This window comes from Variovorax sp. OK212 (genome assembly GCF_900112425.1).
Lineage (GTDB): Bacteria > Pseudomonadota > Gammaproteobacteria > Burkholderiales > Burkholderiaceae_C > Variovorax.
Map to the genome: position 1 here is coordinate 316572 of NZ_FOLP01000004.1, position 22184 is coordinate 338755.

The 22184-nt window shown below is 68.9% G+C and carries 18 protein-coding genes; 5 read left to right on the forward strand and 13 right to left on the reverse strand.

Annotation, left to right across the window (positions count from 1 at the left end):
• Positions 1-3 precede the first annotated feature (3 nt).
• From BM004_RS15215 to BM004_RS15270, 12 genes are all read right to left on the reverse strand, one after another.
• On the reverse strand, positions 4-723 hold the full coding sequence (locus BM004_RS15215) for an ABC transporter ATP-binding protein (protein ID WP_093127484.1): 720 nt from the start codon (positions 721-723) through the stop codon (positions 4-6).
• Positions 720-1475 carry an ABC transporter ATP-binding protein gene (locus BM004_RS15220; protein WP_093214522.1) on the reverse strand — a complete coding sequence of 252 codons (756 nt, stop codon included), beginning with the start codon at positions 1473-1475 and terminating at the stop codon, positions 720-722. Before BM004_RS15220 ends, BM004_RS15215 begins: the two co-directional genes overlap by 4 nt.
• Positions 1472-2446, reverse strand: a complete 975-nt coding sequence (locus BM004_RS15225) for a branched-chain amino acid ABC transporter permease (protein WP_093127479.1) — start codon at positions 2444-2446, stop codon at positions 1472-1474. The genes BM004_RS15220 and BM004_RS15225 overlap by 4 nt, the downstream gene beginning before the upstream one ends.
• The gene (locus BM004_RS15230; RefSeq protein ID WP_093127476.1) at positions 2443-3363 is read right to left on the reverse strand and encodes a branched-chain amino acid ABC transporter permease; all 921 of its coding nucleotides are present in this window, start codon (positions 3361-3363) and stop codon (positions 2443-2445) included. The genes BM004_RS15225 and BM004_RS15230 overlap by 4 nt, the downstream gene beginning before the upstream one ends.
• A gap of 131 nt (positions 3364-3494) precedes the next feature.
• Entirely contained in the window at positions 3495-4700 is a 1206-nt protein-coding gene (locus tag BM004_RS15235) for an ABC transporter substrate-binding protein (protein WP_093127473.1), read from the reverse strand.
• A 174-nt stretch (positions 4701-4874) separates the two neighbouring features.
• Positions 4875-5114 (reverse strand): F0F1 ATP synthase subunit C, encoded by a 240-nt coding sequence (gene atpE / locus BM004_RS15240; RefSeq protein ID WP_012745530.1) that lies wholly within the window; start codon positions 5112-5114, stop codon positions 4875-4877.
• A 184-nt stretch (positions 5115-5298) separates the two neighbouring features.
• A complete protein-coding gene (locus tag BM004_RS15245; RefSeq protein WP_093214978.1) occupies positions 5299-10002 on the reverse strand; it encodes a LamG-like jellyroll fold domain-containing protein in 4704 nt (1567 codons plus the stop codon).
• Between the two features lie 185 nt (positions 10003-10187).
• Positions 10188-11045 (reverse strand): class I fructose-bisphosphate aldolase, encoded by an 858-nt coding sequence (locus BM004_RS15250; protein WP_093214525.1) that lies wholly within the window; start codon positions 11043-11045, stop codon positions 10188-10190.
• A 37-nt stretch (positions 11046-11082) separates the two neighbouring features.
• The gene (locus tag BM004_RS15255) at positions 11083-12087 is read right to left on the reverse strand and encodes an aldo/keto reductase (RefSeq protein ID WP_093214527.1); all 1005 of its coding nucleotides are present in this window, start codon (positions 12085-12087) and stop codon (positions 11083-11085) included.
• Positions 12084-13112, reverse strand: a complete 1029-nt coding sequence (locus BM004_RS15260; protein ID WP_093214530.1) for an ABC transporter permease — start codon at positions 13110-13112, stop codon at positions 12084-12086. Before BM004_RS15260 ends, BM004_RS15255 begins: the two co-directional genes overlap by 4 nt.
• Complete coding sequence (locus BM004_RS15265; RefSeq protein WP_093214532.1) at positions 13109-14620, reverse strand: sugar ABC transporter ATP-binding protein; 1512 nt, start codon at positions 14618-14620, stop codon at positions 13109-13111. The genes BM004_RS15260 and BM004_RS15265 overlap by 4 nt, the downstream gene beginning before the upstream one ends.
• A gap of 14 nt (positions 14621-14634) precedes the next feature.
• The gene (locus tag BM004_RS15270; RefSeq protein WP_093127458.1) at positions 14635-15696 is read right to left on the reverse strand and encodes a substrate-binding domain-containing protein; all 1062 of its coding nucleotides are present in this window, start codon (positions 15694-15696) and stop codon (positions 14635-14637) included.
• A gap of 180 nt (positions 15697-15876) precedes the next feature.
• Here BM004_RS15270 and BM004_RS15275 point away from each other — a divergent pair, with 180 nt between their 5' ends.
• The 3 genes from BM004_RS15275 to BM004_RS15285 are packed head-to-tail and all read left to right on the forward strand — an operon-like array spanning position 15877 to position 19881.
• Positions 15877-17364, forward strand: a complete 1488-nt coding sequence (locus BM004_RS15275; RefSeq protein WP_093214533.1) for an FGGY family carbohydrate kinase — start codon at positions 15877-15879, stop codon at positions 17362-17364.
• Positions 17361-19124, forward strand: a complete 1764-nt coding sequence (locus BM004_RS15280; RefSeq protein WP_093127454.1) for a glycerol-3-phosphate dehydrogenase/oxidase — start codon at positions 17361-17363, stop codon at positions 19122-19124. Before BM004_RS15275 ends, BM004_RS15280 begins: the two co-directional genes overlap by 4 nt.
• Before the next feature lies 1 nt (position 19125).
• Positions 19126-19881: a GntR family transcriptional regulator gene (locus BM004_RS15285; protein WP_093127451.1), complete on the forward strand. Its 756-nt coding sequence runs from the start codon at positions 19126-19128 to the stop codon at positions 19879-19881.
• 39 nt (positions 19882-19920) lie between these two features.
• Here BM004_RS15285 and BM004_RS15290 read toward each other — a convergent pair whose 3' ends face one another.
• Positions 19921-20811: a DMT family transporter gene (locus tag BM004_RS15290; RefSeq protein ID WP_093214980.1), complete on the reverse strand. Its 891-nt coding sequence runs from the start codon at positions 20809-20811 to the stop codon at positions 19921-19923.
• Positions 20812-20913: 102 nt separating this feature from the next.
• Between BM004_RS15290 and BM004_RS15295 the strand changes: the two genes are divergently transcribed.
• Both BM004_RS15295 and BM004_RS15300 read left to right on the forward strand, forming a co-directional pair.
• Positions 20914-21684, forward strand: a complete 771-nt coding sequence (locus BM004_RS15295; protein WP_093214536.1) for a hypothetical protein — start codon at positions 20914-20916, stop codon at positions 21682-21684.
• The gene (locus tag BM004_RS15300; protein ID WP_093214539.1) at positions 21681-22169 is read left to right on the forward strand and encodes a type II toxin-antitoxin system VapC family toxin; all 489 of its coding nucleotides are present in this window, start codon (positions 21681-21683) and stop codon (positions 22167-22169) included. Before BM004_RS15295 ends, BM004_RS15300 begins: the two co-directional genes overlap by 4 nt.
• Positions 22170-22184: the final 15 nt, after the last annotated feature.

Below are 22184 nucleotides of genomic sequence, written 5' to 3' on the forward strand. Positions count from 1 at the left end.
GGCCTAGACGCCCAGGTAGCGCGTCCACAGCGAGCGGTCGGCGTCCAGCGCGGCCGAGTCGCCTTGCCACACCACGCGCCCGCGTTCCAGGATCACATGCCGGTTGGCCAGCGGCAGCAGGCGCTGCACGTACTTGTCGACCACCAGGATCGCCTCGCCCTCGGCCTTGAGCGTGGCGATGCAGTTCCAGATCTCCTCGCGGATCACCGGGGCCAGGCCCTCGGTGGCTTCGTCGAGGATCAGCAGGCGCGGGTGCGTGGAGAGCGCGCGCGCAATGGCCAGCATCTGCTGCTCGCCGCCCGAGAGCTGGTTGCCCGCGTTGGCCTTGCGCTCCGCGAGGCGCGGGAACAGCCCGTACAGCGCCTCGACGGTCCAGCGCGGCGCGCTGCCCGGGCGCGGCCGCGCGAAGGCGCGCAGGTGCTCGTCCACGCTGAGGTTGGGGAACACGTGCCGGCCCTCGGGCACGATGGCCACGCCGCGCCGCGCAATGGCGTCGGGCTTGTGGCCGCCGATGGCCGCGCCGCCGAAGTGCACGCTGCCGCGCATCGGCGAGAGCGTGCCCGTCAGCACCTTCAGCAGCGTGCTCTTGCCCATGCCGTTGCGGCCCAGCAGGGCCAGCACCTCGCCGGGGCGGATGTCGACGTCGATGCCGAACAGCACCTGGCTGGCGCCGTAGCCGGCCTCGATGGATTTCGCTTCGAGCAATGTGGTGGCTGCGCTCATGAGTGGCCTTCCGCTTCGGTGCCCAGGTAGACGGCCTGTACGTCGGGGTGACCCCGCACTTCGTCGGCCGTGCCGCTCATCAGCACCTTGCCCTGCACCAGCACCGTGAGGCGGTTGGCCAGGCGGAACACCGCGTCCATGTCGTGCTCGATCAGCAGGATGGCCATCGACGCGCGCAGCGATTCGATCAGCGCCACCATGCGCGCCGATTCGTCGGGGCCCATGCCGGCCATCGGTTCGTCCAGCAGCAGCAGCTTGGGTTCGGCCGCCAGCGCCAGCGCCACGTCGAGCGCGCGCTGTGCGCCGTGCGGCAGCGTGCCGGCAATGCGTTCGCGCTCGCTGGTCAGGCCCACGCGCTCGGCCAGCGCCACGGCGCGGTCGACCAGGTCGCGCTCTTTCGCGCGCGGCGCCATGAAGCGCAGGCTGCTGCCCGCATGGGCCTGCGCCGCGAGCATCAGGTTGTCGTGCACGGTTTCCTTGGGGAACACGCGCGTCACCTGGAAGCAGCGCGACATGCCCGCGGCCACGCGCTGGTGGTCCTTCAGCGCGGTGATGTCGCGCTCGTCGAGCAGCAGGCGGCCGGCGTCGGCCTTCAGCAGCCCGGTGATCAGGTTCACCAGCGTGGTCTTGCCCGCGCCGTTCGGCCCGATCAGCGCATGCACTTCGCCGCGCTCCACGGTGAGGTTCACATGGTCGGTCGCCAGCAGGCCGCCGAAGCGCTTGACCAACCCTTCGATCCTGAAAAGGCTCATGGTGTCGTCTTGCTCGGGGTGAGGGCGGCCTTGCGGCGGCGGGACAGGGCGGCCAGGCCCTTGGGCGCCCACAGCGCGACGGCGATCAGCAGCAGGCCCAGCGGCATGTGCCAGTGCTCGGTGTGCTGCTTCAGCGCCTCCTCGAGCACCAGCCAGACGACGGCGCCCACCGGCCCGCCCCAGCTGCGGCCGAGCCCGCCGATCACCACCATCACCAGCAGCGTGGCCGACTGCGTCCAGTGCATGGTGGCCGGGCTCACGAAGCCGTTGCCGCCGGCCAGCAGCGCGCCGGCCAGGCCCGCGATGGCGCCCGCGATGGCGAACGCCACCAGCTGCAGGCGAAACACCGGGTAGCCCAGCGCGCGCATGCGCGTCTCGTTGTCGCGGATGCCCATGAGCGCGTGGCCGAAGCGCGATTGCGTCGCGCGGTGCAGCCACCACAGCGCCAGCGCCACGACCACCAGCACCACCCAGTAGAAGGTCGACTCGTTGCCCAGGTCCAGCCCCGGCAGCAGCGTGGGCCGCGACATGAGCGTGTAGCCGTCGTCGCCGCCGTACTTGCGCAGCGACACGACGACGAAGTACAGCATCTGCGCGAAGGCCAGCGTGGTCATGATGAAGTACACGCCGCGCGTGCGCAGCGCCACCGTGCCGATCAGCGCGGCCACCAGCCCCGCGACGATGGCCGCGGCGGGCCACAGGATCCAGCCCGACATGACGCCCGCGTCGCTGAGCGCCACCACCGTGTACGCGCCCATGCCGATGAAGCCCGCATGCCCCAGCGCCACCATGCCGCCGAAGCCCAGGACGAAGTTGAGGCTGGCCGCGGCCAGCGCCACGATGAGCACGCGCCGCACGAAGCCGATGTAGAACTCCAGGCCGAACAGCGGCGCCACCAGCGGGAACGCCGCGAGCAGCACGAAGAGCAGGCCGACGCCGAGGTAGCGTGAAGAAAGAAGAGAGGACTTCATGCGCGCGCCGAGAACAGCCCCGAGGGCCGGAAGATCAAGACCACCACCATCAGCGCGTACATCGCGACTTCGGCGAACAGCGGGCCCAGGTCGGCCGCGGTGGCCGGCGGCAGCGTGGCGCGCAGCAGCATCGGCACGAAGGCGCGCCCGACGGTGTCGACCACGCCCACGAGCAGTGCGGCCACGAAGGCGCCGCGCACCGAACCGATGCCCCCGATCACCAGCACCACCAGCGCCGGAATCAGGATGGCCTCGCCCATGCCGACCTGCACCGCGACGATCGGCCCCATCAGCGCGCCGGCCAGCGCGGCCAGCGCCGCACCCAGCAGGAACACGCCGTTGAAGATGCGGCCCACGCGCACGCCCATGAGCTCGGCCATCGGCCGGTCGGACGCGCCCGCGCGCACCCGCATGCCGATGCGCGTGTGGTTCACCAGCAGGTACAGCGCCAGCGCCACCAGCAGGCCGCCCGCGAGAATGACGAGGCGGTAGGCCGGGTAGGGCAGGCCGTCCATGAGCTCGACCGGTCCCGACAGCGCGGCCGGTGTCGGTGCCATCACCGGCGAGGGGCCCCAGATCATCTTCACGATGTCGTCGGCCACCAGGATCACGCCGAAGGTGGCGAGCACCTGCGCGAGGTGGTCGCGCGTGTAGAGCCGGCGCATCAGCAGCACTTCGAGCAGCAGCGCCACCACCACCGTGACCGCCACCGCGATGACGATGGCCGCGGTGAACGAGCCGGTGCGCGTGTGCGCCTCGGCCGCCACGTAGGCGCCGGCCATGAAGAGCGAGCCATGCGCGAGGTTCAGCACGTCCATGATGCCGAACACCAGCGTGAGCCCCGCGGCCAGCAGGAACAGCATCAGGCCGTAGCCCAGGCCGTTGAGCAGCTGCTCGAGAACAAGAATTCCACTCATAGGATCAGAAGGAGTTTGGCCACGCGAGATTCAAGAAACACCGAGGAACCGGCTTTGCCGGGCCTCGGGTGTTGCCCCCGGCAGGGGGAAGGAGAAGCGACATGCAGTGCCGCGGAGCCTGGGGGCGAGCCTTACTTCAGCGGGCACTTTTCGGCGTAGGAGTCGCCGTAGTTGGTCAGCACCGTGTTGATCAGCTTGTTCGTGACCTTGCCCTGCGCGTCCTTGCCGATCACGCGCAGGTAGAAGTTCTCGATGGGGTAATGGTTGTTCGCGTACTTGAAGTTGCCGCGCGTCGAGGCGTAGTTGGCCTTCTTCAGCGCGGCCACCACGGCCTCGCGGTTCTGCGCGTTGCCGCCCGATTGCTTCACGGCCGCATCCATCGCGAGGATCGCGTCGTAGGCCTGCGCCGCGTACACCGACGGGTAGCGGCCGTTGTATTCCTTGCGGAACGCGGCCACGAAGGACTTGTTGGCCGCGTTGTCCAGGTCGTGCGCCCAGTGCGAGGTGTTGAACAGGCCGAGCATCGGGTCGCCCACGGCGCCGATCACGTCCTCGTCGGCCGAGAAGCCGCTGGTCACCAGCGTGATGTCCTTCGACAGGCCCGCGCCCACGAACTGCTTGATGAAGTTGATGCCCATCGCGCCGGGCAGGAAGAAGTAGATCGAGTCGGGCTTGGACGCGCGCAGTTGCGCGAGCTCGGCGGCGTAGTCGATCTGGCCGAGCTTGGTGTAGAGCTCGTCGGCCACCTGGCCCTTGAACTGGCGCTTGAAACCGCCCAGCGCGTCCTTGCCGGCCGGGTAGTTGGGGGCGATCAGCACGATCTTCTTGAACGCGCGGTCTTGCGCGAACTTGCCGGCGGCCTCGTGGAACTGGTCGTTCTGGTAGGCGGTGCCGAAGAAATAGGCATTGCACTGCGCGCCGGCGAACTGGCTCGGGCCGGCGTTGGCCGACAGGTACGGCACCTTGGCGTTGAACAGCGTGGGGCCCACGGCCAGCGCCACGTTGGAGCCGATGGGGCCGCTGAAGATGTCGATCTTGTCGCGCTGGATCATGCGGTCGACCAGCTGCTTGGCCTGGTCGGGGCTGCCGGCCATGTCGGCCTGCACGAACTCGACGTCCTGCCCGCCGAGCTTGCCGCCCAGCTGCTTGATGCCCAGCGCGAAGCCGTCGCGCGCCTCGGCGCCCAGCGCGGCGAATGGCCCTGAAATATCGAGGGCCAAGCCCACCTTGACCGGTGCGGCCACGGCCGACACCGCGGTACCGAGGGCCGCGCCGCACAGCAGCAGCGAGAGCAGGGTGCGCGGCAGCGCGGGCGACTTCGGGGACAGGTGGCTCATGGGTTCTCCGGCAGGGAAGGATGAAACGAAGCGCCGGCCCCGCTCCATGCGGCACCGGCGACATCGAACCGTTGATAGCTAAATACTTTAACCATAAACAATTCGGTGTCAACGGTGCTAGCACGAATGGTGCCAGTGCAAGGTGTCACTTCGTGGTGCCGAAGCCGGCTTCCGTCAGCCGAAAGGATTGGCCGTCGCGAACCACAGGCCGATGCCGGTGGCGATGATGAATGCGCCGTCGGTCACGCCCGCCACCAGGAAGAACTTGGTCTGCAGCGTGTCGACCAGCTCGGGCTGGCGCGCGGTGCTCTCCAGGAACTTCTGGCCGACCAGGCCGATGCCGAGGCAGGAGCCGAGGGCCGCGACGCCGATCAGCAAGGCGACTGCGAGGGGAAGGATGTTGAAGCCGGTCATGGTGTTTTCTCCTGGTTGGTTGATGGGTCGATGGAGGTACTTTCCCAAATGCGGTGCATGCGGTCCATGACGTGGGAGGTCATGGGGCGCGCGCAGCGCGGACGAAAAAAAGCCGCCCGTGGAAACGGGCGGCTTTCGGGCGGCTCTCTGGCGGCTTTGGGCGGCTTCTAACGGATGCCGGCCGTCAGGGCAGCTGCGCCCAGTTCTGGTTGTTGCCGCCGTTGCAGGTCCAGGTGATGAGCGCCGTGTCCTGCGTGGTCGAGCTGTTCGGCACGTCCAGGCACGAGCCCGAGGCCCGGTTCTTCAGCGCGCCGCCCACCACGCTCCACTGCGTCGTGTTGCCCGCCGAGCAGGCCACCTGCACCACCGGCGCGTTGGTGGTCGCCGTGCCGTTCTGCGCCAGGCACAGCCCGCTGTGCTCGGCCACGAACTGCACGTAGCCGCCGAGGATCGGCGTCACCGTGAACTTCTCGTGGCTCGCGGTGCCGCAAGGCCACTGCACCGCGGTCGTGCCGCTCGCCGTGGCGCCGCCCTTGATGTTCACGCACATGCCGCTGAGCTCGGAGCGCAGGCGCGCGACGAACGGCGGCGCCGTGTCCAGCGAGCGCACGTACTCGCGCAGCGCCACCACGTCCGCGGGCGGCAGGCCGTTGGCGTTGCCGTGGCCGCTGTTGAGCACGTCCTGCAGCGTGGCTGCCTGGCCGTTGTGGAAGAACGAGGTCGCATTCCACGTGCCCGACAGCGTCGGCGTGTCGAAGCCCACGCCCGCCAGCGGCTGGTTGCTGCCCTTGCCCGACGAGAGCTGGATCGTGCCCACGTCGTGCCGCAGCCCGTCGCGCAGGGTGCCGCCCGTGTGGCAGGTGGCGCACTGCGCCGTGCCGAACACGGTCTGCCCGCGCACCGCCTCCACGCTGAGGTTGCCGTCCGCGGCGCGTGCCGGGCTGCGCATGTACTTGTTCAGCGAGGTCAGGTAGGCGGCCAGGTCGTCCAGCTGCGCGTTCTTGCCGGCCTTGGGCGCGCCCAGCGGATCGGCGGTGGCCGTGAAGTCGGCGTTGCTCAGGAAGCCGGTGCCGCCGAACTCGTTGCGGATGTCGTTCTCGAAGTCCTGCACCTCGTCGAAGTTGGCCGTCCAGTGCAGCTTGCCGTGGCTGGTGCCGCGCCGCCCCTGCAGGCTGATGGTGCGGCGCAGGCCTTCGCCGCGCTGGGTGAAGTCCCACACCATGCCGTCGTCGCCGCCGTCCGCGTGGCAGCTTGCGCAGGACAGGTAGTTGTCCTTGCTCATGCGCCGGTCGGAGGCGTTGTAGAACACCTGCTTGCCGCGCAGCGCCGCCGCGGCCATGGGCTCGGTGGCCACCGTCTGCACGTTCTGCAGGAAGGTGGCGGCGTTGGTCTCGGCCGTCAGCACCGCCGCCACGTCGTGCACCGTGACCGAGCGCGCCAGGAAGTTGTTGACGAACAGCCGCTTGCGCGCCGCGTCCAGGTACAGCCCGTGCGGCGCGCTGCTGGCGTTGATCTCGCCGCGCACCGAGCGGGTGTAGGTGTCGACGATCGCCACGCGGTTGCCCTCCATCTGCGCCACGAAGATGTAGTCCCCCGCCGGAGAGAACAGCGCCGCGCGCGCCGGCGCCCGGTCGTCGAAGTCGATCTGCTCGCCGAAGTTCTCGCTGGCCTGCTGCAGGTCGACCTGCGACAGGATGGAGCGCACCGTCTGGTCGTGCACCAGGTCCTTGTTGTCGCGGAAGCGCCCGCGCACGATGTTGTCCTTCTTCGAAGGCAGCACGGCGCGCGTGCCGTCGGGCGAGATCACCACCTGGCTGAGGTAGTTGGCCACGCCGCGCGCGCGGCTCTCGGTGTCCACGGTGGTGGTGTCCACCGGCAGCGCGATGGTGCCGATGGCGCCCAGGCTCTGCAGGTTCACCTTGTGCAGCTGCCCGCCGGTCATCTTCGACTTGAAGCGCGTCACGTAGGCCACCTGCGAGTCGGCGCTCACCGCGATGCCGCGCACGTCGCCCTGCAGCGTGACCGTGCCGGTGGCGTTGCCGTTGGCCGGGTTGAAGCTCATCAGCGCCGACTTGCTCTCCAGCGTGAGCAGGCCCTTGCTGCCGTCGGGCGTGAAGACCACGCCGTAGGGGCCGCTGCCGTAGGCCAGCGACACGCTCGCCGAGATCGCGCCGTCGGCCGCGTTCAGCGCCACCAGCTTGTCCTCGCCGTGCACCGACACCCAGATGCGGCCGTCGGGTCCCACGGCCAGCGTCTTGGGCTCGTCGCCCACGCGCGTCTCCCAGCGCTTGGCCAGGGTCTGCGCGTCGATGGCGGCCACCGTGCCGCTGTCGGGGTTGACCGAGTACACCGAGTTGGCGTCGCCCGCGATGTTGGTGGTGTGCGTGGGCGCGGTGGCCGTGACCGGCGCGATGACGGTCACGTTGTAGGTGTGGTAGGTCTCGCGCCCGCTCGCGTCCTTCACCGTCAGCGTCACGGTGTAGTGGCCGGGGCTGGTGTAGGTGTAGGTGTAGTTGGGCTGGTTCGAGAAGGCCGTCTGCGTGCCGTTGCCGAAGTTCCAGCGGAACTGCGCACCGCCGCTGCCCAGCGTGGCCGGGTTGAACACCAGCTGGCCGTTGACGACCTTCGGCCCGCCGCCGATGCCGGGGTCGCCGATGATGGCCTGCCCGCGCAGCGTGGCCACTTCGCTGTCGTTGAGCACGCGGCCGTACACGCGCACCTCCGCCAGCGCGCCCTTGAAGAGCGCCGCGTTGCCCTGGATCTGGCCCAGCACGCTGAACTTGTTCGCAAGGCCCTTGTTGCCGGTGAGCCCGGCGGAGGCGGTCTTCACGCCGTCGACGTACACGGTCTGCGCGCCGGAGGCCGCATCGCGCGTCAGCACCACGTGGTGCCACGTGCCGTCGTTCACCACCGCGGTGGAGGTGGTGCCGGCCTCGTTGCCCACCGACAGCTTGATGCGCCCGCTGCCGTCGATCCAGCCCCAGAACACGTCGTCCGTGCCGCTGGCCTGGTCGCGCCCGAAGATGCCGGGCGCGGTCCACGAGTTGGCGCCGCCCGCCTGCGTGGTCTTCATGTAGAAGCTCAGCGAGGCGGTGCCGGCGAGCACGGTGGCCACCGAATCGTTCTTCAGCGGCACGCCCGCGGTGCGGTTGGCGAAGTTCAGGCCGATGCTCTCGAACGCGTCCGAGCCCGGCGTGCCGCTGTTGTTGCCGATCTGGTCGGTGAGGTTGCCCGCCAGCGTCCAGTAGTGCATCAGGTTGATGTCGGTCGCGTTGCCGGTGTTGAAGGTCGACCGGTAGTCCGCGGCAATGGCATTGCCCGCATAGTCCTTGACGCCGTTGGCGGGCAGGAACACCTCGTAGCTGGTGCCGGGCGACAGCGGCAGGTCGGGCGAGAAGTTGACGATGCCCAGCTGCACGCTGTAGGTGCCGGCCAGCGTGTTGCCGCCCACCGGGCGCACGATGAAGGTGTTGGCGTTCACGCTCTCGGGCCGGACGTTGTCGGTCATGCCCAGGCCGATGCGCGATGTCAGCGCCTGCTGCCTGGCGCCGTTGGCCGGCGAGACCTGCTTGACCTCGGGCTTGGTGATGTCGGGGTCCACCGCATGCACCACGAAGCCGCTGCCCGAGCCGTGGTCGTTGCCCACGAAGACCAGGTTGCCGAACATCGCGACCTGGCCGTTGTCGGAGTGCGTGAAGTTCGGGTCGTCCTCGCGCAGGATGCTGCCGCGGCCCACCTCCACGTGGTTCAGCGGATTGCTCACGTCGACCTTGTGGATGCGCGTCTGCGCGCCCTGGATGACGTAGTTGTCCTGCGTGGCGCAGTACAGCTGCTCGTCGATGACCAGCCGGTTGTCCTGCGCGACGAAGTGCGTGCGGTCGCTCAGGTCGTAGCTGTACATCTTCGCGCCGCTGTTGCGGGCCGAGGCGTGCAGGTTCTTGCCGTCGAAGCAGGTGGCGTAATAGAACGGCGTGGTGCCGACGATGGCGTCGAGCACCTTGGGGTTCAGCGGGTCGGAGATGTCCAGGCTGGAGAAGCCGCCGTTGCTTTCCATCGCGGTCAGCACCATGGTGTTGCCCATGGTGAAGATCGGCCCGACGCGGAAGTTGCCGAGCTCGCCCGTGGGCACCGGGTTGGGCTTGCCCGCACCGCGGTTGGCGACCACGGCGTTGGCCGGGTCGCGCGCATCGACGATGAAGATGCCGCGGCCCGCCGATGCCACGTACAGGTAGGGCGCCTGCCACCAGAGCTGCCAGCTCACGTCTTCGTAGTCGCCGCCGTTGACGCCGGGCAGCGCCAGCTTCTTGACCTGCTTGATGTCGTTGACGTCGGTGAAGTCCCAGAACTCGACGCCGTTGATGCTGGGCAGCACCACGTACGTCTTGCCGCCGATCTTCGCGGTGCCGAAGGAGTGCGTTTCGCGGAACTCCTTGGTGCGGGCCTCGGGTTCGTAGATCTTCTTGACCAGCTGGATCTGGCGCGGGTTCGACACGTCGTACAGCAGGAAGCCGCCCGGGCCGAGGCCGCTGTCGGGTGCGAACGAGGTGAGGAAGTAGCCGTTGATCATGATGCCGGCGTTCATGCCGTAGTCCTTGCGGCCCGGGTACGTGGCCGGCACCTCGCGCGACTCGTAGGCGCTGCTGTGCGCCGGATCGAGCGGGTGCGCCGGGCTGGTGATCATCGACACCGGCTTGAACAGTTCCGCCGAGGTGTAGGTGAGGTTGCCCAGGCCCGGCCCCTGCAGGGGCAGCGGGTCGGCCACGGCCGCCGAGACCGCCGAAGCCATGTTGTTGAGGGTCGTCATCGGACTGACCCCCGTGATCGCCGCGTGCGTCAGCAATGTGACGAACGGCACCATCAACGCCGTCAGAAAATACCGGATCTTCATCGTCGCCTCCAGGTTGTTGTGCAAGGTTCACTTGTCAAAGCGAGCGCGCAGGGCGCACCCCGGCCGGCGGCGAGTCCGCCGCCGGCCGTACAGCCTCTCCCACCTCTCCTACTTCTCCCACCTCTTTTTTTTAACGGCGCCAGATCGCCGTTTCGGCCGCGTCAGCTGCTTCGGCTTGCGCCAGCTCACTTCTTCTTCGTGCCGCCCGACTCGTAGATGTCCCACGCCTCCTTGGCGCTCGCGCCGCGGTGGATCATGGCCATCAGCGCGTCCACCACCGCCGACGGGTTGGCGTGCTGGTACACGTTGCGTCCGTACACCATGCCCACCGCGCCCTGGTCCATGAGCACGCGCGAGCGCGCGAACACCTGCTGCAGGTCTTCGCGCCCGCCGCCGCGCACGAGCACGGGGCAGCGCGCGGCCTGCACCACGCGGTGGAACTCGGAGGGGTCGGTGGTGGGGTCGGCCTTGACGATGTCGGCGCCCATCTCGCGCGCCAGGCGCACGAGCGTGACGATCTTCTCGGCGTCGCCGTCGACCATGTAGCCGCCCTGCTCGCTGTGCGGGCGCATCACCAGCGGCTCGATCATCAGCGGCATGCCGTAGCGGTCGCAGTCGGCGCGCACGCGCGCGATGTTCTGCACGCACTGGCGAAACAGGTCGGGCTCGTTCGGCAGCATGAACAGGTTCACCACCACGCAGGCGGCGTCGCGCTGCACAGCCGGCAGCACCGGGTCGTGCTCGTTCTGCAGCAGCGCCCACATCACGCGGTGCGCGGTGGCGTTGTAGGGGTTGCCCATGTCGATGCGCTGCACCAGCGCGGGCTTGTCGCGGCCCGGGCGGTCCTGCAGCAGGTCGGCCTGGCCGTAGTTCAGCTGCAGGGCGTCGGGGCCCGCGGCCACCAGCTTCTCGACGATCGCGGGCATGTCTTCCAGGCCGTTGAGGAACGAGGGCTCGTTGCACACGCCGTGGTCCAGCGCGATGTCCAGGCAGCGCCCGTTGTTCAGCAGCCGGTTCAGGCGTGCGGTCTTGTCCTTCGACATACGAAAGAAATCCTTGTGTTGAAAGTGAAGGGGTCGTTCAGGCCAGCGCGTGCAGGTGCTGGCCCGCGGCCGCGTCGATGAGGGCCAGTGCGTCGTCGCGCAGGTGCACCGCGCCGGCGGCCGCGTTCTCGACGGCCTGCTTGCTCACGCGCGCGCCGCACAGCGCCACCGAGACGCTGCCGCGCGCCAGCGTCCACGCGATCATGAGTTGGCCGAACGAGCATTCGAGGTGCTGGCGCAGCGGCTCCAGTTCTTCGAAGAAGGACTTGAGCCTCGCGCGGTTCTGCGTGCTGAAGCGCGGGTTGGCGGCGCGCTGGTCGTCGCCGGTGAACTGGCGCTCGGGGTCGATGGGGCCGGCCAGCAGGCCCAGCGCCAGCGACGAGTAGCCCAGCACCGCCACGTTGTGCTCGGTGCACAGCGGCGCCAGCGTCTGCTCGATCTCGCGGTCGATCAGGCTGTAGCGCTCCTGCGCCGCATCGACCGGGCCGCAGCGCAGGTACTCGGCCAGCGTCTCGGGGCTCACGTTGCTCACGCCGATGGCGCGGATCTTTCCCTGCTTCTTGAGCTCGAGCAGCGTGCCCATCGTTTCCTCGACCGGCGTGGTGCTGTCCTGCCAGTGCGTGATGTACAGGTCGATGTAGTCGGTCTGCAGGCGCCTGAGGCTTTCTTCCGCCTCATGAATGATCGACTCGCGGCCCAGGTAGCGGTACACCGGATGGCCGTCTTCTTCAAAGAAGTGCGTTCCCTCCTGCGTGTGCCACACCAGGCCGCACTTGGTGGCGATCACCGCCTCGTGGCGGCGGCCCTTCAGCGCGGTGCCGACGATGCTTTCCGAACGCCCGAGCCCGTAGGCCGGCGCGGTGTCGATCAGGGTCACGCCCGCGTCCAGCGAGGCCTGGATCGCCAGCACGGCGGCGGCGTTGTCCCCGCCGCCCCACATCCAGCCGCCCATGGCCCAGGTGCCCAGGCCGATGGCCGAGCATTCGATGCCCGAGGGGCCGAGCGTGGTCTTCTTCATCGATGCCTTGTTGTTGTTGTTCATCGCTTGGTCTTTCTCGTGTTCATGAGGTGGTCGATGGTCACGGCCGCGAGCAGGATCAGGCCCTTGATCACGTCCTGCCAGTAAGGCGACACGTCCAGCAGGATCAGCGAGCTGGTCACCACCGACAGCAGCGCCAGGCCCAGCACCGCGCCCAGCACCGTGCCCGAGCCGCCCTTGAGGCTGGCGCCGCCGATCACCGCGGCGGCGATCACGTTGAGCTCCATGCCCATGCCGAAGGTGGGCGTGGCGGCGCCGAAGCGCGCGGTGTAGATCACGCCCGCCAGGCCCGCCGAGGCCGCGCACAGCACCGTGACCCAGAACTTCACGTGGCCCACGCGGATGCCCGAGTACAGCGCGGCCTTCTCGTTGCTGCCGGTGTAGAACACGCGGCGCAGCAAGGTGGAGCGGCGCAGCACGAAGTCGCTGACCACCACGATCGCCAGGAAGATCAGGATCACCGCCGGAATGCCGAACAGCGTGCCCTGGCCGATGAACTTGAACTCGGCCGGCAGCGAGAACAGCGACTGCGGCGTGCCCTGCGTGAGCGCCAGGCACAGCCCGCGCACGATGACCATGAAGGCCAGCGAGGCGATGAAGTGGTTCAGCCCGATGCGCGTGACGCAGCCGCCGATCATCGCGCCGATGCCCGCGCTCGCGGCAATGGCAATGAGCCCGGCCGTCCACGGGTCGAAGCCCATGAGGAAGAGCTTGCCCGTCACCACCATCGCGAAGCACACCACCGAGCCCACCGACAGGTCGATGCCGCCGACGATCAGCAGGATCGTCATGCCCACCACCACGATGCCCTCGATGGAGAACGACAGCAGCATCGCGCGCACGTTGTCCCAGGTGAGGAAGTAGGGCGAGGCGAAGCTCATGGCCACGCACATCACCGCGATGATGAGCAGCAGGCCCATCTCGCGCATGCTGGTGAGCTTGCCGGAAGGTTTCGCGGGGCCGCCGCCTTGCTGTCGTGGCGGCAGGCCTGCGGTGGCCCCCGCGTCGAGTTGTGCCGGGTAGTTCATGCTGTTTCCTGTTCGCAAAGTCCGGAGGCCAGCCGCAGCAGCGCCTCTTCCGTCATGTCTTCGTCTTGCACTTCGCCGGCGAGCCGGCCGTCGCGGATCACCAGTGCGCGGTCGCACAGCCCGATGATCTCGGGCAGCTCCGAGGAGATCACGATCACGCCCACGCCCTGGCCGGCCAGTTCGCGCAGGATGTGATGGATCTCCGACTTGGCGCCCACGTCCACGCCGCGCGTGGGCTCGTCCATCAGCAGCACCGAGGGGTGCGTGGCCAGCAGCTTGGCGATGGCCACCTTCTGCTGGTTGCCGCCCGACAGGCTGGCCACGTCGATGTCCACGCCGTCGGACTTGAGCCTGAGCTTGGCGCCCAGCTCCACCGCCAGCTTGTGCTCGGCCGCGCGCTGCAGCAGGCCGAAGCGCGAGCTCACGCGCTTCAGCGCCATCGAGGCGATGTTCTGCGCAATGGGCAGGTCCAGGTACACGCCGGCCGCCTTGCGGTCTTCGCTGAGGTAGGCGATGCCTTCGCGCAGCGCGTCGCTGTACTTGCGGATGGCCAGCGGCCTGCCGCGCAGCCGCACGCTGCCGCGCGTGGCGGCGCGCAGGCCGCACACGGTCTCGGCCAGCTCGCTGCGCCCGGCGCCCATCAGGCCCGCGATGCCGAGGATCTCGCCGCGCCTGAGCGTGAACGACACGCCGTGCACACGCTCGCCGTCGGCGATGTCGCTCACTTCGAGCACGGGCTCGCCGTGGGTCGTGCCGTCCTGCTTCGGCGGGTAGTAGTTGCCCAGGTCGCGCCCGACCATGCGGCGCACCAGGCCGTCGGCGTCGAGCTCGGCCAGCGGGCCGCTGTGCACGTTGCGCCCGTCGCGCAGCACCGTCACGCGGGTGCAGTGCGCAAAGATCTCGGCCATGCGGTGGCTGATGTAGATGATGCCGATGCCCTGCGCCTGCAGGTCGTGCAGCACCTTGAAGAGCGCGGCCGATTCGTTGTCGGTGAGCGCGGCGGTGGGCTCGTCGAGGATCAGCACCTTGCAGTCGAGCGTGAGCGCCTTGGCGATCTCGATGAGCTGCTGCGTGGAAATGCTCAGGTCCTTCACCAGGCACGCCGGGTCGACGTCCTGCCCCAGCCGCTGCAGCACCTTCGCGGCGCGCTCGTTCAGGCTGGCGTAGTTCATCCACGCGTGCTTGCCGGCGTTGATCTCCGGCATGAAGATGTTCTCGGCCACGGTGGCGTCGCCGCACAGGGCGATTTCCTGGTGCACCAGGCCGATGCCCAGGCGCATGGCCTGGGCCGGGCCGTCGATGGCCACCGCGCGGCCGTCGAGCGAGATCTCGCCCTCGTCCGGCTGGTGGATGCCGTCGATGATGTTCATCAGCGTGGACTTGCCCGCGCCGTTCTCGCCGCACAGCGCGTGGATCTCGCCGCGCTCGAGCGAGAAGTCCACGCCCGTGAGCGCGCGCGAAGCGCCGAAGCGCTTGCTGATGCCACGCAACTGGAGCAGGGGGCTCATTGCGTCTTGCTCACTCACTCGCCGATTCCCTTGGTGCCACGGCGCGCGAGGTACTTGTCCCAGTAGAAGTCGTCGGCGTTGGCCTTGCTGACCACCGACAGGCCGTTGTCCAGGAAGGGCACGGCCATCGGGTTGGTGGCGTTGCGCTTGGCGTCGTTCATCGGGTCGATGAGCGTGGGGTTCTTCGCCAGGAACAGCATCATCATGCCCATGTAGCCCTGCATGCCCTGGTTGGGGTTGATGGAGCCGAACACGTCGCCCGACTTGATCATGTCCAGGATCTTGGCGTTCACGTCGCAGCACATCACCTTGATGTTCTTCTTGGTCTCCACCTTGGCCTGCGCCGCGCCCAGCGCCGAGTTGGCCTCGGGCATGAACAGCGCGCCCAGGTTCGGGTTGGCCTGCGCCAGGCTCAGCACCGCCTGGTAGGCCTTGTTCGGGTCCTGGTTGCTGGCGGCGCGGCCGACCAGCTTCATGCCCGGGTGCTTGGCCTTCATGCGGTTCACGAAGGCGGCGATGCGGCGGTCGTGGTTGTCCTGGCCGGGGTTCTCCAGCACGGCGTATTCGCCCTTGCCGTTGAGCGAGGCGGCGATGGCGTCGGCCGCCTGCGTGCCTTCGCGGTCGTTGTCGGAGGTGACGAACGAGGTGCGCCTGGAGTTCGGCGAGTCGGCCGCGAAGGTGACCACCGGGATGCCCATGGCCGCCGCGCGGTTGATGGGCTCGATGAACGGGTCGGGGTTCATCGGGTGCAGCAGGATGCCCGCGGGCTTGCGCGCCAGTTCCTGCTCGAACGACGCGAGCTGCTTGTTCACGTCGTACTCGGGCGTGCCCGAGTAGCGGGTGCGAACGCCCAGCGTGCGGCCGAGCTGCTTCATCATTTCGTAGACCGGAAACCAGTACTCCACGCCCGACACCATCACGTTCATCACGTAGACGTCGCTCGGGTTGCCGCGCAGGCCGCCGCCGGCGGCTCCTGCCGCACCTGCTGCAGGGGCCGCGGCCTGCTGCGCCAATGCGCTCGCGCCCGCCAGGCCGATGCCGGCTGCCGCGGCGGACTTCAGGAAATTACGCCTCATTTTTTGTCTCCTCACGTTGAGTGGCACAGCTTGCGATGCTGCTTTTCAAGGCAGCCCTTTGATCCTCGGTGTCACGACAGTTGTTATGACAGGCTAGAATGTACGCGTTGCCTGTTTGGCGGGATAACTAGGGGAAACGCTACTGGCAAGGTGCTTTTATTCAGTCGAAGCTGTTATGACATGAAGCCAAACATACTGATCGGCATCGACATGGGGTCGAGCAGCCTGAAAGCCCTGGCCCTCGAGGCCGGGAGCGGCCGGGCCGTCGCCTTGTCACGAATGCCACTGCCGCACGACCGGCTGCCCGGGGGCGGGTGCGAAGTGGGCGCGGGGGCCATCCGCGCCGCCCTGACCCACGTGCTGCGCGACGTCGCCCACCAGCTCGGCGCCCGCGTGGCCGAGGTCCGCGCCATCGGCTGCACGGGCCACGGCGCGGGGCTCTACGCGCTCGATGCGCGCAACGAGCTCGTGGGCGGGAAGGCCATCGCCTCGACCGACCAGCGGGCCGACGCGCGGGCGCGCTCGCTGGGCCTGAGCCACGGCGACGCACTGTTCGCGGACGTCGGCTGCAGGCCGTGGCCGGGGCAGCCCACCGTGATCGCGGCCGAGCTGCTGGGCACCGACGCCGTGCAGCGCGGCGCGGTGCGCCGGCTGCTGTTCGCCAAGGACTACCTCGGCTTTCTGCTGACCGGCGAGATCGCCACCGACGCCAGCGACGCGAGCACCGCGGGGCTGGTGTCGATCGCATCGGGCACGTGGTCGCAGGCGGCCTTCGACGCCTCCGGCATCGCCGACCTGGGCCCGCGCGCCTTCGGCCCGCTGGTGCCGAGCGGCGAGGCGATCGGGCGGCTGCAGCCCGCGGAGGCCGCGCTGTGCGGATTGCCCGCGGGCATTCCGGTGGCAATGGGCGCGATCGACCTGCTGGCCTCGATGACCGCCATCTGCGCCGAAGGGCGAGGGCGCGCCGTGTCGGTGTTCGGCACGTGGTGCGTGAACGCGGTGATCGGCCCGGTGCTCGAGCCCAAGCCCGGCGTGGCGGCGGTGGTGAATTTCGGCCGCGCGGACAAGCGGCTCTACATGGAGAACAGCCCGTCTTCGATGGCCAACATCGCGTGGCTGGCCGGCGTGCTCGGGCTGCCCGATGCGCGCGCCGTGGTCGACCTGGCGATGTCGGTGCCGCTGGGCGCCGGCGGCCTGCGCTTCCTGCCGTTCGTGAATGGCGGCGGTGGCGTCACGGCGGGCTTCGTCGGCCTGAAGAGCCACCACACGCGCGGCGACATGGCGCGCGCGGTGGTCGACGCGGTGGCGGCATTGCATGCGCGCCACACGGCACGGCTGGCCGCCTGCGGCCTGCCCGTGTCGGCCTCGACCGTGCTCGGCGGCGGCGCCAGCGACACGCGCCTCGTGCACCTGCTGGCCGGCCTGCTCGGCCGCCCGGTCGAGCGCTGTGCCGACGACGAGACCGGCGCGCGCGGCGCCGCGCTCTACGCGGCCATGTCGCAAGGCATCGACCACGCCGGACAAGGCAGCGCCTTGCTCGCGCCCTGCGACACGGTCGAACCCGACGCCGCGCAGGCGCGCGCCCATGCCGACTTCAACGCCGGCTTCAACGAACTGATCGACACCATGTCTCCTGTGTTTTCCCATCTGGCGGGGGGCGTGCAATGAGCGCCTGGCAACTGCCCTTCGTGCGGCCGGCTGCGTTGGCCGACCGCCATTTCTCCACCGTGATCGTCGGTGCCGGCATCAACGGCGTCGGCGTGTTCCGCGACCTGTCGCTGCAGCGCGTGGACTGCCTCATCGTCGACAAGGGCGACTTCAGCGCGGGCGCCAGCAGCGCGCCGTCGCGCATGATCCACGGCGGCCTGCGCTACCTGGAGAACGGCAGCTTCTCGCTGGTGGCCGAGGCCACGCGCGAGCGCAACCTGCTGCTGCGCAACGCGCCGCACCTGGTGCAGCCGCTGAAGACGGTGGTGCCGCTGTCGAGCTTCTTCGGCGGGCTGATGAGCAGCGCGCTCAAGTTCTTCGGCCGCACGCCGCCGCAACGCACGCGCGGCCTGCTGGCCGTGGCCGCGGGCCTGCGGCTGTACGACCTGCTGGGCCGGCGCCAGCGCGTGATGCCCAACCACCGCATCAGCCGCGTGCCGGCCGCCGACCGCGGCCTGTTCCGCGCCGCCGTGCGCTGGACCGCCACCTTCTTCGACGCGTGGATCAGCCACCCCGAGTGGCTCGTCCTCGAGCTCATCGGCGACGCCTGCCGCGACCAGCCGCGCTCGGCCGCGGCCAACTACTGCCGCGTGATGGGCTGCGCGGGCAACATCCTCACGCTGCGCGACGAGCTCACCGGCGCGCTGGTGCGCGTGACGGCCGACACCGTGGTGAACGCCAGCGGCGCGTGGCTGGACCGCAGCACGGCCGTGCTGGGCGGCGCGGGCTCGCGCGTGATGGGCACCAAGGGCTCGCACCTGGTGCTCGACCACCCCGCGCTGCGCGACGCGCTGGAAGGCCGCATGGCGTACTTCGAGGCGGTCGACGGGCGCGTGTGCATCGTCTACCCCTTTCTCGACCGCGTGCTGGTGGGCTCCACCGACATTCCGGTGGACGACCCCGACCAGATCGGCACCGAGCCGGCCGAGGTCGACTACCTGCTCGAGGTGCTGGGCGAGGTGTTCCCGAACCTGTCGTTCGGCCGTGGCGACGTGGTCTACACCTACGTCGGCGTGCGCCCGCTCGCGCGCTCCGACGCCGACAAGCCGGGGCAGATCTCGCGCGACCATTCGGTGGTGCTCGATGCGCCGAACGCCACGCGCGACATTCCCATCGTGGGCCTGGTCGGCGGCAAGTGGACGACCTTCCGCGCGCTGGCCGAGGAAGCCACTGACGAGGTGCTGCGGCAACTGGGCCGCCCGCGCACCGCGTCGACCGAGTCGATCCCCATCGGCGGCGGCGCGGAGCTGCCGGCCGACGCGCAGGCGGTGGAGCGCTTCGTCGACCGCATGGTGGCGTCCTCGGGCGTGGACCGCGCGCGGGCGCACACGCTGCTGCGCCGCTACGGCTCCAAGGCGATGCCGCTGGCGCAGCGCCTGGGTGCTTCGGGCGACGTGCCGCTGCGGCATGCGAGCGACTACTCGGCCGCCGAGCTGTCCTACCTGTGCCTGGAGACCGGCGTGGTGCACCTGGACGACCTCGTGATCCGCCGCACGCTGCTGGCGATCCGCGGCCTCGTCACCGACGCCGCGCTCGCCGAGATGGCGGGCATCGCGGCCGAGGCGCTGGGCTGGGACGCGGCGCAGGCGCACAGGGAACTGCAGGCCTGTGCGAGCGCCTTGCGCGAGCGCCATGGCGTGCGCCTCTCGCCGGTGGCGGCCGATGCGCCCGCACCTTTCGATGCATCATTGACGACCCGCTCGGCCATCGGCCAGTCCTAAAGTGAACCCTCCGAACGATATTTCGACCGTGCTCGACCGGAGCTCCGAATCCCCCCTGTGGGCCCAGTTCCGCGACGCCCTGCGCCTGCAGATCCTGCAGGGCGCGTTGCCCATCGGCGCCAAGCTGCCGTCCGAGGCCGAACTCGGCGAGCAGTTCGGCATCTCGCGCATCGTGGTGCGCGAGGCGCTGGCCGACCTGGTGCGCAACAACCTCATCTACAAGATCAAGGGCCGCGGCGCCTTCGTGTCGGCGCGCGAGCGCGACGAAGATTTCGTCTCCACCGTGCTGGGCTTTTCCGACGAGATGGAGCGCAAGGGCCGTTCGGTGCGCACGCAGATCCTCACGCAGGAGCTGCGCTTGCCCACCGAGCAGGAAGCCGCGTCGCTCGGCCTGACCGACGACACCCAGGTGGTGGCGCTCAAGCGCCTGCGCAGCGTGGACGGCGAGCTGCGCCTGCTGGTGGAAACCGTGGTGCCCGCCGACCTCGCGCCGGGGCTGCACCGCACGCGGCTGGACGACCGCTCGCTGTACGACGTGCTGCGCCGCCAGTACGGGCTGCGGCTGGTGCGCGCCGAGCGCTGGATCGATGCCGTGCTGCCCGACGCCGACACCTGCCAGCTGCTCAACCTGCCGCACCCCGAGCCGCTGCTGCGCATCGAGTCGATCGCCTACGGTGCCAATGGCCGGCCGCTGGAGCACTACCGCGCGCTGCACCGCTGCAAGACCAGCCGCCTGCACGTGCAGACGACGACCTGAAGCAACTGAAGCAACTGAAGCAGTTGAAGGCCTGAAGGCTCAGGCTTTCGCCGCGGCGCGCGAAGGCCACAGCACCGAGGCGATGGCGACCACCATCAGCGCCACCGCCACGCCGTCCTGCCAGTGCACGACCTCGCCGAGCCACACGGCGCCGCTGAACACGCCGAGCACGGGGATGAACATCACGCTCAGCGTCGAGGCGATCGGCGGCAGGCCGCGCGCCAGGTAGAACCACGCGGCGTGCGCGAAGCCGAAGATCAGCACCGCGTTGTAGCCGATCGATCCCCATGTCACGCGGTTCGGCCAGTAGAGCTGGTCGCGCTCGAACAGCAGCGACAGCACCGTCATCACCACGGCCGTGAGCGCCGTCATCCAGAACGACAGCGCGAGCGTGGGCAGCCCGATGCGCGTGTGGCGCAGCAGCTGCGTGCCCAGCGCCCAGGTGGCGGCCGCCACCAGCGCGAGCGCCACGTAGCCCGGGCGGCCCGCGAAGTCGGTGAGCTCGTGCCACAGCAGCAGCCCCACGCCGAGCGCGCAGGCCCCCACGCCCAGCCACGCGCGCCGCGTGAGCGCGGCCGAGAACAGCAGCGCGCCGATGACCGCGGAGAACACCGGCATCGTGTAGCCCAGGATCGCCGCGCGCCCGCCCGACAGCGCCTTCACCGCCAGGATGATGCAGGCGTGCCACACGAACATGTTGGTGGCGCCCAGCCACATCAGCTCGGGCCACGCGCTGCGCGGCACGCGAAACGGCACCTTGAGCCACACCAGCGCAAGCGCCAGCACCGGAAGGCCCAGCCAGATCGAGATCGCGCGGAATCCGAGCGGCGGGTAGTCGGCCACGCCGAGCTTCATCACGGGCCAGTTGAAGCCCCAGACGAGCGTGAGAAGCACGAGGATGGTGAACTGTCGCGGGGTGAAGGAAGGCATGGGCCGCGATTGTGGCGCGGCCCGCGCATTCGTGCCGGCCATGCGCCGGGCGTGCGTTGACGCCCTCTACAAGGAAACTGCTTCGGAACCTAGAATCACCTGATGGAAGCGCAAGAGTTGCTGATTGCTTTGCACGACGAGTCGGCCGGATACGAAATCTCGCCCGACCGTGTGCCGCTGTCCGTGCTTCGTACGTTCGCAAGGGACGTGGATGAGTTTCTCCGCGGCGACAGCAACGACGTCGACACCAGTGCGCTCGATGTCTCCGTCGAAAAGGGCTCGCTCGCCATTCGTACGGCGCCTACGGCCAATCCGGTCTTGTTGAACGACTTGCGAAAGCTGGCCAGCAATCAGGAGATGGACGGTGTCGGTCTGAAGCGGCGCGCGGTGATCGAGCGTTGGCAGAAGAGTGCGCGCGGTGGCCGCCGATGGCGGGTGAGCATCGGGGCCGATTTCCTGCCCGCCGCCATTGTGATCAGTGCCGAATCCGACTTCAGGGCCGACGATGCGGACCAGTGGGTGCGCGTCGAGCGCTATGTGCGTGGCGAGATCGAGGACATGGGCGGGCACACGAAACCGAACGCGCATATTCGCCTGCCGGACGGAAAAGTGCTGCTGGTCGACGCCGCCCGCGAAATGCTCCGGGATGAAAAGGCCAATCGCCTCTACAAGCCCGCGATGATTCGGATCGTTGCCGAATACAACGTCATGACGCGCGAGTACCGAGGCGCCAGGCTGCTGGAGTTCGTCGAGCACGAAAGCCAGTTCAACGAAAAGGACCTCGACCGCCTGACCCAACGAGGCGCCAAGGCCTGGCGCGATGTGCCCGATGCGGGGGCGTGGGTCGACGAGCTCCGGGGAAGCAAGGAGTGAGCGCGATCCTGCTCGACACGAGCTATCTGATCTCGCTGGCCGACCCCGCGCGCGCCCATCATCAAGCCGCAGTCAGCTATCTGCGAGAAGCCTTGAAGCGCGGCGTGCCGTTGTATCTTTCGGCGATTGCGGCGTCGGAGTTCCAGGTCAAGCAGGCCGTGACCGACTTGCCCTTGCGCAACTTCGAGGTGCTGCCTTTCAACATCGACCACGCCATGACAGCGGGACTGCTCATGCGCGATCTCAAGCGGGATGGAGGCGATGACCGCAGTGCAGTCAAGGACGACATCAAGCTGATCGCCCAGGCAATCTGCGAGTCGTTGACGCACATCCTCACGGAAGACGCTCAAACGCTGGTGAAGTACCTGCGCCGACTGAACGAGGCCGGCACCAGCGCCGTGCAGCCGATCCTGCTGGCCGACGGCTTCGATTCGGCGTGGTTCGACAACGGCCAGCGAGGACTGCTTGGCGATCTGAGCGAGTGACCATGGCCGGGCCAT